11 protein-coding genes and 1 pseudogene are annotated in these 12,998 nt (G+C 74.0%); 5 read left to right on the top strand and 7 right to left on the bottom strand.

Annotated elements, in window-relative coordinates; all coding sequences use genetic code 11:
- Genes ACWEOZ_RS19405 through ACWEOZ_RS19395 form a run of 3 tightly spaced genes read right to left on the bottom strand, consistent with a single transcriptional unit; the run spans position 1 to position 1,833 of the window.
- On the bottom strand, positions 1-582 hold the full coding sequence (locus ACWEOZ_RS19405) for a GNAT family N-acetyltransferase (RefSeq protein WP_451912062.1): 582 nt from the start codon (positions 580-582) through the stop codon (positions 1-3).
- Positions 579-1,295: a monooxygenase gene (locus ACWEOZ_RS19400; RefSeq protein ID WP_451912061.1), complete on the bottom strand. Its 717-nt coding sequence runs from the start codon at positions 1,293-1,295 to the stop codon at positions 579-581. Before ACWEOZ_RS19400 ends, ACWEOZ_RS19405 begins: the two co-directional genes overlap by 4 nt.
- Positions 1,296-1,305: 10 nt before the next feature.
- Entirely contained in the window at positions 1,306-1,833 is a 528-nt protein-coding gene (locus ACWEOZ_RS19395; protein ID WP_451912060.1) for a CGNR zinc finger domain-containing protein, read from the bottom strand.
- Here ACWEOZ_RS19395 and ACWEOZ_RS19390 point away from each other — a divergent pair.
- The gene (locus ACWEOZ_RS19390; protein ID WP_451912059.1) at positions 1,825-2,805 is read left to right on the top strand and encodes an MFS transporter; all 981 of its coding nucleotides are present in this window, start codon (positions 1,825-1,827) and stop codon (positions 2,803-2,805) included. The genes ACWEOZ_RS19395 and ACWEOZ_RS19390 overlap by 9 nt on opposite strands.
- Here the strand turns inward: ACWEOZ_RS19390 and ACWEOZ_RS19385 are convergent.
- The 3 genes from ACWEOZ_RS19385 to ACWEOZ_RS19375 all read right to left on the bottom strand — a co-directional run bounded on the left by ACWEOZ_RS19385 (position 2,754) and on the right by ACWEOZ_RS19375 (position 5,490).
- Positions 2,754-3,242 (bottom strand): YbaK/EbsC family protein, encoded by a 489-nt coding sequence (locus tag ACWEOZ_RS19385; protein WP_451912058.1) that lies wholly within the window; start codon positions 3,240-3,242, stop codon positions 2,754-2,756. The genes ACWEOZ_RS19390 and ACWEOZ_RS19385 overlap by 52 nt on opposite strands.
- 11 nt (positions 3,243-3,253) lie before the next feature.
- Complete coding sequence (locus ACWEOZ_RS19380; protein WP_451912057.1) at positions 3,254-4,600, bottom strand: ferredoxin reductase family protein; 1,347 nt, start codon at positions 4,598-4,600, stop codon at positions 3,254-3,256.
- A gap of 74 nt (positions 4,601-4,674) precedes the next feature.
- Positions 4,675-5,490 (bottom strand): SDR family NAD(P)-dependent oxidoreductase, encoded by an 816-nt coding sequence (locus tag ACWEOZ_RS19375; RefSeq protein WP_451912056.1) that lies wholly within the window; start codon positions 5,488-5,490, stop codon positions 4,675-4,677.
- 88 nt (positions 5,491-5,578) lie between these two features.
- Between ACWEOZ_RS19375 and ACWEOZ_RS19370 the strand changes: the two genes are divergently transcribed.
- Complete coding sequence (locus ACWEOZ_RS19370) at positions 5,579-7,549, top strand: amino acid transporter (RefSeq protein ID WP_451912055.1); 1,971 nt, start codon at positions 5,579-5,581, stop codon at positions 7,547-7,549.
- A 7-nt stretch (positions 7,550-7,556) separates the two neighbouring features.
- Here the strand turns inward: ACWEOZ_RS19370 and ACWEOZ_RS19365 are convergent, their stop codons facing one another.
- Positions 7,557-7,955 (bottom strand): NUDIX hydrolase, encoded by a 399-nt coding sequence (locus ACWEOZ_RS19365; protein WP_451912054.1) that lies wholly within the window; start codon positions 7,953-7,955, stop codon positions 7,557-7,559.
- Positions 7,956-8,633: 678 nt separating this feature from the next.
- On the opposite strand from ACWEOZ_RS19365, the gene ACWEOZ_RS19360 reads away from it, so the two are divergent.
- From ACWEOZ_RS19360 to ACWEOZ_RS19350, 3 genes and pseudogenes are all read left to right on the top strand, one after another.
- On the top strand, positions 8,634-9,185 hold the full coding sequence (locus ACWEOZ_RS19360) for an SAV_6107 family HEPN domain-containing protein (protein WP_451912053.1): 552 nt from the start codon (positions 8,634-8,636) through the stop codon (positions 9,183-9,185).
- A gap of 921 nt (positions 9,186-10,106) precedes the next feature.
- Positions 10,107-10,781, top strand: a pseudogene (locus ACWEOZ_RS19355) (hypothetical protein); the annotation flags it as partial.
- A 233-nt stretch (positions 10,782-11,014) separates the two neighbouring features.
- On the top strand, positions 11,015-12,979 hold the full coding sequence (locus tag ACWEOZ_RS19350) for a Y-family DNA polymerase (RefSeq protein WP_451912052.1): 1,965 nt from the start codon (positions 11,015-11,017) through the stop codon (positions 12,977-12,979).
- The last annotated feature ends 19 nt before the right edge of the window (positions 12,980-12,998 follow it).

The following is a 12,998-nucleotide window of genomic DNA, read 5'->3' as shown; positions in this document are numbered from 1 at the left end:
TCAGATGCCGACGATCCCGGGCGCGTCCTCGGTCGCCGGGCGGCCGGCCAGCGGCAGCTCCCGCCCGAGGATCGCGAACGCCCGCTCGTCACCGGGGAAGATGAAGTCGCGCAGCACGTCGGAGAAGCCGAAGCGCCGGTACAGCCGCCACGCCCGCGACTTCTGCTCGTCGGCCTCGGGGGTGGACAGCAGCACGGTCGAGCCGTCGGCCATCGACAGCAGCGCGCGCAGCTGCCGGGCGCCGATGCCGTGGCCCTGCGCGCTCGGCTTGACGTGCAGCTCGACCACCTCGAAGCAGTCACCGAGCCAGTGCCGGCGGGCGGGCTCGTCCAGGGCACCGCGGACCTGGTCGTGCCACCACTGGCCGGGCCCGGACGAGTAGCCGTAGCCGAAGCCCGCGAGGTGGCCGTCGGTGGTGAGGGTGGCGACGGCGCGGAAACCGGCCCGGCGCACGTGGGCACCGATGTACCCGCGCCGGGTCTGCAGCAGCTCGGCGCGGTAGCCCATCGCCTCGCCGTACACGCTGACCACGTCGTCCAGCCGCCGGAGCATGTCGTCCGGCTGCCAGGGAACGAGCCTCATCGCTCTCCTTCTCGCCGGGGAACATCTTGCCAGCCCAGAACGGCTTTGTCGCCACTGATGCCGCGCACCGCGAACCGGGCGAACAGCTCCTCGGCGTACCACCCGGCGGACGGGGTGCGCTTGACCACGGCGCGATGCTCCGGCTGACGGTACGCGAACCCGGTCAGATCCGCCTCGGTGCGCCAGACGCTGACCGTGCCCTGCCAGCCGAGCGGCGCCTCCCCGACGCCGAACCGGGCCAGCAGGCCGGGCGCGGCGGCCAGCTCACGCGCCACCGGAGGCACGGCCCGCCAGAACGTCAGCGCGCGCGCCGGGCGCAGCCGGGCCCGGGTCAGCGCCAGCACCGGGGCGTCGGTGCGCCCGCCGGAGGGCGCGCCGAACGGGGTCTGCCCGGACCACTGCCCGCGACTGGTCAGCGGGGTCAGCTCGACCCGGGCCGACCCCTGGGCCAGCGCGTCCCAGGCGGCGCCGACCGGCCCGAGCTCCCCGCCGGCCGGGTCGTTCCAGGCGACCACGGCGGCGTACCGGGTCAGATCGGCGTCGCCGGGCCCGAAGCCGGTGCCGGTCCCGGTGCCGAGCAGCTTGCCGAACCGCACACCGGGCAGCCCGCGCAGCCGCCGCCGATCGAGCGCCATGCGCAGCAGCGCGCTGCCCAGGGCCCGGCGCGGAACCCGCCACACGTGCAGGGTGACCAGCGGCGGGACGTCATTCATGGAGGCCACGCTACGTCGCCGGCGGCGTAGCGTCCTCCTCGCCCTGGCGCCGCCGGCTCCGGACGCTGTACGCGCGGCGCATCTTGACGTGGTTGCCGCAGCCGGCCATCGAGCACCAGCGGCGTACCCGGTTGCGGGAGTCGTCGTAGAAGGCCCAGCGGCAGGTGTCACGCTCGCAGACCTTGAGCCGGGTCCACGTACCGTCCTCGGCGGCCTGCCGGACCGCGTCGATCAGCCCGGCCAGCGCCCGGTCGAACGCCGGGCCGCCGGCGGCGACCAGGTGGTATCCGTCGGCGGTGAAGGCCGGCCGCACCGGAGGCAGGGCCCGGTTGAGCGCGGCCAGCGCGGCCGGATCCGCGGGATGACCGGCGTGGGTGCGCAGGACCGCCCGCAACCCCTCCCGTACGGCCACGGCGGTGGCCAGGTCCGTCGGGCGCAGCCGCGCGCCGGGGGCCAGCAGCTGCCGCTGCGCCAGCCACTCCCGCAGCTGCTCGGGCGTGGTCAGCTCCTCCGCCCCGACCTGTCCACTGTGGTGCACCTGCTGGCGACGATCGGCTGCGCCCTCGCCCCCTCGGTCGAGGTGCTGGCCGCCTGCCGGTTCGTGCAGGGCGTGGGCGCGGCGGGCAGCGCGGTGCTCGTGCTGGCGATCGTCCGGGACGTGGCCGACGGGCGCACCCTGGTCGTGCTGCTGTCCCGGGTCACCCTCGTGGAGACCGTCGCGCCCCTGCTCGCCCCCGTGGCCGGCGCGGAGCTGCTGGCCCGGGCCGGCTGGCGGGGCATCTTCGGCCTGCTCGCCGCGGGTTCGGCCACGCTGCTCGTCGCGGCGCTGCTGATCGTGCCCGAGACCGCGAAACCGCCGCCCGAGCCGGTGCCACTCCGGGCCCGGCTGCGCGCGGTCGGTGCCGACCGCGACTTCCGGCTGGCCACGGTCAGCGGCAGCATGACCTTCGCCGGGGTCTACGCGTACGTCGCCGCGTCGCCCACCCTCCTGCAGGAGGTGTACGGCCTCGGCGCCCGCACCTGCGCCGTCGTCTTCCTGCTCAACTCCCTCGGCCTGGTAGCGGGCGTCCAGCTCAGCTCATTGCTCACCCGCCGGACCGGGCCGTCCCGGGTCCTGGCCGGCTGCACGGCGGTGACCCTGGTGGCCGCCGCCGCGATCGTGCCGCTGCAATGGGCGCACGCCGGACTCGCCGGCCTGCTGCCCTGCCTGTGGCTGTTCGTGGCCGGCTGCGGCGGCTGCTTCGCCGGGGCGGCGGGCCTGGCCCTGCACGGCCAGGGCGCCCAGTCCGGCACCGCGACCTCGGTCTACGGGTTCGCCACCTTCGCGGGGGCCGGTCTGGTCTCCCCGCTGGCCGGCCTGGCCGGGATCACCGACGCCACGCCGCTGGCCGTCGTCCTGCTCGCCACCGCCGCGGTCTCCCTGACGGCGGCCGGCTTCCTGCTGCGGGCCGGCGCCGCTCAGGCCACCTCGGTGGCGGTGCCGCCGGTGACCCGCAGCAGCTCGGCGTAGGTGATCGGGAAGACCACCTGCGGTACGCCGCCCGCCGCCCAGATCTCCGGATACTGCGCGAGCGCGGTGTCGACCAGGGTGCGCACCGGCTTCGGGTGTCCCAGCGGAGCGACCCCGCCGATCGCCTGCCCGGTGTGCGCCCGGACGAACTCGGGAGTGGCCCGCCCGAGCTCGGCCACCCCCAGCGCGGCGGCGACCTTCCTGGTGTCGACCCGGTGCGCGCCCGAGGTGAGCACGAGCAGCGGCTCCCCGTCGGCGTCGAAGATCAGCGAGTTGGCGATCTGTCCGACCTCGACGCCGAGAGCGGCGGCCGCGGCCGCGGCGGTGTGCACGCCCTCGTCGAAGACGACCATGCGCGGCGCGCTGCCGTCGGTGGTACGGGCATCGGCGTTCTCCAGGGCGGCCTGTACGGCCAGCACGTTGGGATGGCTCTCCATCCGCTCATTGTTCACCAGCTGAACCGCTCCCGGTGCAGGTGGGCGGCGGGCACCCCGACCGCCCGGGCCGCCGCGCGCACCGCGTCCGTCCACCGGTCCGGGCCGCACAGGTACAGGTCGTGGTCGGCCAGGTCGGGGGCGATCTCCCGCAACGCCTCGGCGTCCGAATAGTCCGCGTACTCCGCCGGCAGCCACGACGTCGGGTGGGCGCGCGGGCCGATCAGCGGGACCAGCCGGACGCCGCGGCGCTGGGCCAGCCATTCGAGCTCGTCCAGGAACGCCACCTCGGCGGCGTGCCGGGCGCGGTAGACCAGCGTCGCCTGCCCGTGGCCGTACGGCAGGTCCCAGAGCAGCGCGAGCAGCGGCGTGATGCCGACCCCGCAGGCCAGCATCGTCACCGGCCCGCCGCGGTACGACTCCGCGGTGAGCCGCCCGTACGGTCCCTCGATCAGCACCCGCGTCCCCGGGGTGAGCGTGGCCACCCGGGCACTGCCGTCGCCCAGGCCCTTGACGGTGATCCGCAACTGGTCGCCGCGGGGTGGCCCGGACAGCGAGAACGGGTTGCCCCGGGACCAGCCGCGGCCGTCCAGGAAGCGCCAGACGAAGAACTGCCCGGCGCGCACCGGCAGCCGGTCCAGCCGGCGACCGTGCAGGTAGACCGAGACCAGGCCGTGGGCCTCGGGGACCACGTGGTCGACGCGCAGGCGGTGGCGGGCGGTGCGCCACAACGGCGTGCCGAGCCGGAAGATCAGCACGCTGCCGGCGGCGGCCGCGTAGAGCGCACCCCAGTACGCGCGCGCGGCCGGGCTCGCGGTGAAGTCCCGGCCCGCCGTCAACTCGTGCGGCAACGCCAGGCCGACACCCAGGTACGCGTACAGGTGGAGGAGATGCCACGACTCGTAGCGCAAGCGGCGCCGGGCCGCGCGCACCGACGTGACGACCACCAGGACCAGGGCGGCCAGCGCGACCACCGCCAGCAGCATCCCGGGATCGCCGGCGACGAACGCGGCGAAGCTGCGGACCGGCGCCCGGCTCCAGGTGGCCAGCACGACGTGCGCGAGCAGCAGGTGGAACGACGTGAAGCCGGTGCGGCGATGCCAGCGGGTCAGCGTGTCCTGGCCGAAGGCCCGTTCCACCAGCGGGATCCGGGCCATCACCAGCACCTGCAGGAGCAGCAGATCGGCCGACCACAGCGCGGCCAGCCGGCCCGCCGCGCCCGCCGCCGGCCGGCCCCCGGCGGCCAGGTCGGCGACGCCGCCGCGGGCCCACAGGACGGTGACGACCACCAGGCTCAACCCGGCCGCGGCCCGCGCGGCGGGCGCCCACCAGCGCGGGGTGGGGGAGACGCGGGGGCGCACGGACGTCAACGTACAAACGGTTCCGCCGGCTGGGCAGGGGTTAGTGAGAAGGCTGACGAAGGCCCGGATATCCGTTATCCGGCGGCGCCCACACCCACCGCCGCGGCGCTGGCCTGCCACAGCCGGGCAGCCACCGCGGGGTCGGCGGCCACGGTGTCCGGCCGGGTCACCTTGTGCCCCACGTAGTAGGCGCCGTCGGTCACCTCGGCGGTGCTCAGCCAGGTCAGCAGGTCGCCGGCCTGCTCGGGCGTGGTCAGGAACGGCGCGAACCGGTAGAAGAACTTGGTCGCCGCGCCGACGCCGAAGTTGCTGCGCACCACACCCGGGTGGAACGACACCGAGGTGATCTCCGGCCAGCGCCGGGCCGCCTCGGCCGCGAACAGGATGTTCGCCGCCTTGCTGGCCCCGTAGGCGCGCCACGAGCTGTACTTGTCGGCCGAGCCGGTGAAGTCCTCCGGGTCCAGCCGGGCGCGCTGGTGCGCCCGCGACGCCGTGTTGACCACCCGGCCGCCGTCGAGCGCCCCGCGCAGCAGGTGGGTGAGCAGGAACGGTGCCAGGTGGTTGCCCTGGATGGTGGCTTCGAAGCCGTCCGCGGTGCGGACATAGGACTCCACCATGCCGCCGGCATTGTTGGCCAGGACGTCGATCTTCGGGTACGCGGCCAGCAGCTTGGCGGCCAGCTCCCGGACCTCGTCGAGCACAGTGAAATCGGCGCGGAACTCGTCCGGCTCGGGCCCGGTGGCGGCGGCCCGTACGGCGGCCATCGCGGCGCCCAGCCGGCCCGGATCGCGGCCCACCACGACCACCTGCTCACCCCGCGCGGCGAGTTGCCGGGCGGCGGCCAGGCCCACCCCTGAGCTGGCTCCGGTGATCACGAACGTGCGTGGCATGTGTCGCTCCTCATGTCTGCGGGGTACCACCCATCGTGCATCCTGGCATCGGTGATCGGTGAGGTGCCGGTCCGACGAAATGAGATCGATGAGCACCGAGATCGTCGTGCCGGAGTCCGTGGACAGCCCCGTCCAGGCGGCACCCCCGGCCCATCGCGTCACCCGCTGGCTGCTGGCCCACCGCGTGCAGCCGGTCGGACCGGAAGCCGCTGAGGGCTCGCACCCGCAGCCCTGGTGGAAGGTCATGGCGCTGACCGGCGTGGACTACTTCTCCACCCTGTCGTACCTGCCGGCCATCGCGGCGCTGGCCGCCGGGGCGCTGTCCCCGCTGGCCACCCTGCTGATCGTGGCGCTGACCCTGCTCGGCATGCTCCCGATGTACCGGCGGGTGGCCCAGGAGTCCCCGCACGGCCAAGGCTCGGTCGCCATGCTGGAAAACCTCCTGCCGTTCTGGCGCGGCAAGCTGTTCGTGCTGGTCCTGCTCGGTTTCGTGGTCACCTCGTGGATCGTCACGATCACCCTGTCGGCCGCCGACGCCACCGTGCACATGTCGGAGAACCCCTACCTGCCGGGCTTCCTGCACGGCCACGCGGTGCCGATCACCATCGTGCTGCTGCTCATCCTCGGCTTCGTCTTCCTGCTCGGCTTCTCCGAGGCCGTCAAGGTCGCCATCCCGCTGGTCGTGGTCTTCCTCGGCCTGAACGCGGTGATCACCGTGGTCGGCCTGGTCGACGTGTTCACCACCGCGGGCGCGCTGTCGGCCTGGGTGGACGCGCTCGGCGCCCACGGCACCGGCTTCTTCGACCTGCTCGGCCCGTCCGTGCTGGCCTTCCCGGCGCTGGTCCTGGGCCTGTCCGGCTTCGAGACCGGGGTCAGCATGATGCCGCTGATCGCGGCGTCCGGCGAGTCGGCGGCCGACCGGATGAGGTCCCGGGTCCGCAACACCCGCAAGCTGCTCACCACGGCGGCGCTGATCATGAGCGTCTACCTGATCGCGACGAGCTTCGTGACGACCGTGCTGATCCCGCCGGCCGAGTTCGAGGCAGGCGGGCAGGCCAACGGGCGGGCGCTGGCGTACCTGGCCCACGAGAAGCTGGGCGAGCTCTTCGGCACCGCGTACGACATCAGCAGCATCCTGATCCTGTGGTTCGCGGGCGCGTCGGCGATGGCCGGCCTGATCAACATCGTGCCGCGCTACCTGCCCGGCTACGGCATGGCCCCGGAATGGGCCCGCGCGATCCGGCCGGTGGTGCTGGTCTACACGGCGATCAGCATCGGCCTGACCATCGTCTTCAAGGCGGACGTGAACGCGCAGGCGGGCGCGTACGCCACCGGCATCCTGGCCATGATGGTCTCGGGCGCGGTGGCCGTGGCGATCTCGGCGGTCCGCCGCCGGCGCAAGGCGGCGATCGGCTTCACGATCCTCACCCTGATCCTGGTGTACGCCCTGGCCGAGAACATCGTGGAGAAGCCGGACGGCATCGCGATCTCGGCCGTCTTCGTGGCCGCGATCATCGTGGTCTCGCTGATCTCCCGCGTCACCCGCACCACCGAGCTGCGGACCGACCGCATCGAGTTCGACGAGCCGGCCCGCCGGTTCATCGCCGACTCCATCGAGTACGACGGTGAGCTCAACCTGGTCGCCAACCGCCGGCAGGCCGGCGACGAGCCGGAGTACGCGGGCAAGGAACGCGAACAGCGCGGCATGAACCCGGTGCCCGGCACGGCCGACATCCTGTTCCTGGAGATCAAGGTGATCGACCCGTCGGAGTTCAGCGAAGTCCTGCGCGTGCACGGCGAGCAGGTGGGACGGTACCGCGTCCTGCGGGTGCAGAGTCCGGCCGCGCCGAACGCGATCGCGGCGGTCCTGCTCGCCCTGCGCGACGCGACCGGGGTACGGCCGCACTGCTACTTCGAATGGGCGGAGGGCAGCCCACTGGTGCACCTGTTCCGCTATCTGCTGCTGGGCCGGGGCGACACGGCGCCGGTGGTCCGCGAGATCATCCGCAAGAGCGAACCGGACCCGGCCCGCCGCCCCGGCATCCACGTGGGCGGCTGACCGGGCCTCAGCGCAGGCGCGCTGTCCCGTACAGGTGAGCGAAGATGATCTGATCGACCGGGGACACCCGGTGCCGATCGGCATGGGTGAGCCAGACGATCTCCTCGATCTCGCTGTCCGGCCGCAGGACGCCCTGGTAGTCGGCGGTGTAGCAGGTCATCCGGACGACCGTCCCGGCGGAATGCCCGTGGGCGGCGGCCTCGAAGGTCCCGACATGCTCGGCGCTGTCGGGGGTGATGGCCACGCTGAGCTCCTCCCGGATCTCGCGGACGAGGGTTTCGATGTCGCTCTCGCCGGGCTCCCGCTTTCCGCCGGGAAGGTAGTAGACGTCCTTGCCGCGTGACCGGGAGCTGAGGATCGCGCCGTTCTCGATGCGGATCCACGCGATCTTGTCGATGACGGTCATGGGTTGCCGCTTCCTGACTCTCTTGTCCGTGGTGCGTTGCGTGCCAAGTCGCCGGCGGGGGTGGCGCCGACGCTTCATTCTTTCGTCTCCTGCTGGCCGGTCCTGCGGGGTGCACGCCCGGGCTCAGGGCGGGGCCCGGCGTGGTCGCCGGCTGTCGGCTGACCGATTCGCCGGTCCTGGACAGTAATTTCCGAGTGACCGGTACACCCGTCCTGACCAGCAGGTCCTTACCTCCGCGGGCCACTCCGGCGAAGGTGATCTCCACCGCTGCCGGCCGTCCCGCCGGAGCCCTCGCGTGTGTTGCGTTTTTGTCGTACCCGGGGTGTACTCTCATTCTTGGTTAGAACGAGTGTTCGATTGGTTCGAACTCCTGTGCCAGCGGATCGCTCGGCCTGACCACTCGGGAGCCGCGTTCGCGGCGGGGCTCCCGGATGCGGCGCCCGCGAAGTGCCGCATGCGAGGTCCGGGCATTCGCGGGTCCGGACCGGCACAAAAGGCAGGACCGTCGTCCGCTGTTCTCGACCCCCGAGCGGCGGGCGACGGACCCGCCGGCAAGTCCGGCCGGGTGTGGTGTGGGGAAGCTTCACACCCGGCCGGCTGCCCAACCGCTGTGTTCTTCCTCTTGCAGCGGATCGGTTCGACCAGCACGTCGGATGCGACACACGCGAGGAGACGACCATGGTGAGCAACCAGGCCCACCCGGTGCCCACTCTCAGACCGCCGAGCGCCTTCCCGGGCCCGATCCCGGGTCAGGCGGCGAGCCCCGGTCCGCTGGCCCACGCGCCCACGGCGGCGGCCCAGGCGGCGCCCACCGTCCCGGCCAATCTGCTGCCGAACCGCACCCCGGCCCAGCTGCTCGCCATAGCCCGCCAAGGCCTGGCGGAAGCGGCCGGCACCCGGCCGGACGGCCTGCGCTACGCGGCCGCCCACCTCGCGGCACTGCGCGCAGCCGCAGCGGTCCTCGCCGCCCGCGCCAGGCCGGCCGCGCCGACGAAGCGCAGCCGGGTGACGAGCGCCTGGTCGCTCCTGGTCCTGGTGGCACCCGAGTTCAGCGACTGGGCCGGCTACTTCGCCCTGGGCGCGACCAAGCGGGCCGCCGCCGAAGCGGGCATTCCCCGCGTGGTCAGCTCCCGCGAGGCGGACGATCTGCTCCGTGCGGCGGAGCACTTCGTCTCCCTGGTCGAGTCCACTCTCGGCGTGGCCTACCAGCCCACCCTCGAAGCCGCCTAGGCGGCCCGGCGGCTGCCCTCCCTCTGCTCCTGCCCGGATGCATCGGGTCGGCCAACCTTCTCGGTCGGCCGGGAACGGGCGATCCGGGTGGCGACGCCCAGCGCGAGCCTGCTTGTCAGGCGCGGCCGGCCGCGAGCCGGGCGAACGGTCCGGCGACGCCGGGGTGCCGGGTGCCGGAGTGCCGGGTGCTGGGTGCTGGACGTGCCCGGGCGGGCCTCGCCGGCGCTGGGCAGTGGGTCAAGCGGGCGCTGGGCAGTGGGTCAAGCGGGCGCTGGGCATCTCGCGGCGATCGCTCTGTGGCTCGCCGGGTGGTGCGGAGAGCGGAGTGCCTGCGGCTCCTTGTCGCAGCTGCTGAGCTGTGCGGACTCCACTGGCGGCCGCTCGGCACCGCACCGCCTGAGTTCTGGTCGCGGTGGGTGCGGGCCCTCCGGATCGCTGGTGGCAGCACCTCGTTCGCGGCGTCGCTCCGGCGGAGTCGTGACATTAAAGATCAACTTCGATGCACGTGTACAAACGGGGCGGGAAATGGCCGGGCGCATGATCAACGGTGCTGCGGCCCTTGCTGAGCTGATCCGGCCGGCCGGCGACCTCGGCGATTTCGGGACGCACCGGGTGCTGCCGGTCCTCCCCGAGCTGAGCAGTCTGCTGCCGAGCCGCGGCCTGCGCCGCGGGACCACCATCGCGATCGGCATCACCCCCGGCCCTTCCGTCCACCAGGGCGCCCTGCCCACCCCGCCGCCGCCACCCGCCGGCCCCCACGAGCGCGAAGCCCGCCGCGGTTCGCCGAGATCCGCAGCCGGCCCGCACGAGGCAGCCGGGAACGGGCCGGGCAGCCGGGCCCCGGAGATCGACGTCGTCGGCGGAGGACCAACGCGGCCGGGCGGTGAAGGCTTCGCGGCTGACGGCGCCGGAAGCGATTTCCTGGTGGGGCCGGGCGGCCGAGGGTCCGCGACCGCGCCGGCCCGGAGAGGATCCCCGGCCGACCGTTCCTCCTCGCTGCGGAGTGCACCGCCCGTCCCCGGCACCACCATCCGGGGTGGCGGCGCGGTGCAGCCCGGAGGAGGAAGCACCTCCCTGCTCCTGGCCCTGCTTGCCGCCGCCTCCAACGCCGGTTCCTGGTGTGCCGTCGTCGGCGTTCCCACGCTCGGCGCGCTCGCCGCCGCGGAGAGTGGGATCGCCCTGGATCGGCTGGCGCTTGTGCCTGATCCCGGTCCCGAGTGGCCCACCGTCGTCGCCGCGCTCATCGACGGGGTGGATGTCGTGGTCGTTGCCGTACCGGGGCAGGTTTCGGCTTCGATCACCAGCCGGCTCGTCGCCCGGGCCCGGCAGCGTGGGTGTGTGCTCGTGCCCTACGGGCGGTGGGACGGCGCGGATGTGACGCTGCAGGTCACCCAGGGCCGGTGGGAAGGTCTCGGCGCGGGGCACGGCCGGCTGCGCCGGCGCAAGGTCACCGTCGTCGCCCGGGGCCGGGGTACGGCGGCCCGCCCCAAAGAGATCACCATGTGGATGCCGGGACTCGCCGTCGTACCCCCGTCCGACCCCACGCCCGGCGCCCGGACCCGGCCCACCGCTGTCCGCCCGGCCGCCGACCAGCCGGCTGAAGCCGAGCGCGATGCCCAGCAGCCGTCGGCGGCTCCGAGCGTCGCGGGCCGTGTTGCCGGACCGGGCGCGACAAGATCCGGCTCTGCCTCGCTGGCGTCCGTCACGCCGATCCGCCCCGGCGCACCGGGCTCACCGGCGTCCACACCGCCGCAGTCGGTAGCAGAAGCGCAGACGGCCGGCGGTGAGCAGTTCGCCGGGTGGGTGCGGGCGGCCGAAGCAGGCTACGCATGAGCCCCACCACCGCCGGAGTCCGGACCCTCGTCCTCTGGTGTCCCGACTGGCCGGTCATCGCCGCGGAGATCGTGGAGGGGGTCGCGGCTTCCGGGGCCGTGGCCGTTCTCCACGGAAACAGAGTGCTGGCCTGTTCCGAGGCGGCCCGGGCGGACGGGGTGCGGCGGGGCCTGCGGCGGCGGGAGGCGCAGAGCCGGTGTCCTCAGCTCGTGGTCGTCGACCACGATCCGGGGCGGGATGCCCGGGCTTTCGAGCCGGTGGTCGCCGCCGTCGAGGAGGTCGCGGTCGGGGTCGAGGTGATCCGGGCCGGGGCTTGTGCGCTGGCCGCGCGGGGGCCCGCCCGGTACTTCGGCGGTGAGGAGCCGGCCGCCGAGCGGATCGTCGAGCAGGTCGCTCAGGCCTGCGCCGTCGAGAGTCAGGTGGGCATCGCCGACGGGGTGTTCGCCGCCGGGCTGGCCGCGCGGTCCGGGACGATCGTCGGCTCCGGGCGTACCCGGGAATTTCTCGCCGCCGTGCCCGTCGAGGCGCTGGAGCGGCCCGACCTGGCCGACCTGCTCCGGCGGCTGGGGGTCAAGACCCTGGGGGATTTCGCCGCTCTGCCCGCTTCCGACGTGCTCACCCGGTTCGGGTTCGACGGGGCGCTCGCGCACCGGCTCGCCGGCGGGTTCGACCATCGGCCGCTGGCGGTGCGGCAGCCGCCGCCCGACCTGGACGTCAGCGACACCTACGACGAGCCGCTCGAACGGGTCGACGTCGCCGCGTTCGCCGGCCGGGCCCTGGCCGAGCGGCTGCACGAGCGGCTCGCGGCGCACGGGCTGGCCTGCACCCGGCTGGGCATCGAGGCGGTCACCGCCGACGGGCAGGAACTGCACCGGGTCTGGCGGCACGAGGGCCTGCTCACGGCCGCGGCCATCGCCGAACGCGTACGGTGGCAGCTCGACGGCTGGCTCACCGGCGCCCGGCGTGGCGCACCGAACCGGCCCACCGCCGGACTGGTCCGGCTGCGGCTCGTCCCGGACGGAGTCCTCGTCCACCTCGGCCTGCAACCCGGCCTCTGGGGTGACACCGGCGCCGAACGCGAACGGGCCCACCGCGCCCTGAGCCGCATCCAAGGTCTGCTGGGGCCGGAGGCGGTGCTGACGGCGGTGCTCGGCGGGGGGCGTTCCGCGGACGACCAGGTACGCCTGGTCCCGTGGGGCGACGAGCGCACGCCGGCCCGGCCCGCCGGCGAGGCTGCCGTCCCGCTACCGGCGCTCGAACCGGTGGTGGTCTCCCTGGCCGACCCGCCGGCGTTGATCGCTCTCCCGGGTCCGCCGCCCGAGGCGCTCCCGGCCGGAAAGAACGAGGCCGGCGAGGAATGGGAAAGCGGTGCCCGCTTGTGGGCAGTTCCGAGTGGGGCAGTAGCCGGGTCTCAGCCGGGAGTGGCCCGCGAGGAAGGACCGAAGTCCGAGGCGGAAGCGGCCGGTTCGCGGCCGGATGTGGCGATGGAAGGGAAAGAGCGAACGCTCGAAGCGGAAGGGCGGCCGCCGAAGACGGCAGCGGAGAGGGAAGGAAGAGAACAAAAGCCGGAAGCGGGGGTCCGCCAGGAAGGACAGAAGCGAGGACGGAAAGGCGTCAAACGGCCCGTACCGATGCCGCCCTGGCCCGGTCGCCTGCCCCGCCCCGCGCCTGCCCTGGTTCTCCCGCAGGCCCTGCCCGCCGTCGTGCTCGATGCCGGCCGCCGGCCCGTCGGCGTCAGCGCCCGCCTCGAGCTCACCGGCGACCCCGCCTTCCTGCTCATCGGCGCCGCCGCCCCCGTCGTCATCGCCGGCTGGGCCGGCCCGTGGCCGGTCGACGAGCGCTGGTGGGCTCCCGCCGAGGCCCGCCGCCGGGCCCGCTTCCAGGTCTCCCTCGACGACGGCCGGGCCCTGCTGCTCTCGCTCGCCGCCGGGCACTGGGCGATCGAGGCCATCTATGACTAGGCCATCCATGACCAGGGCG

Source organism: Actinoplanes sp. NPDC004185 (genome assembly GCF_053603475.1).
Note: the sequence above shows the minus strand (reverse complement) of the source record. Positions and strands in the feature narration are given on the sequence as shown.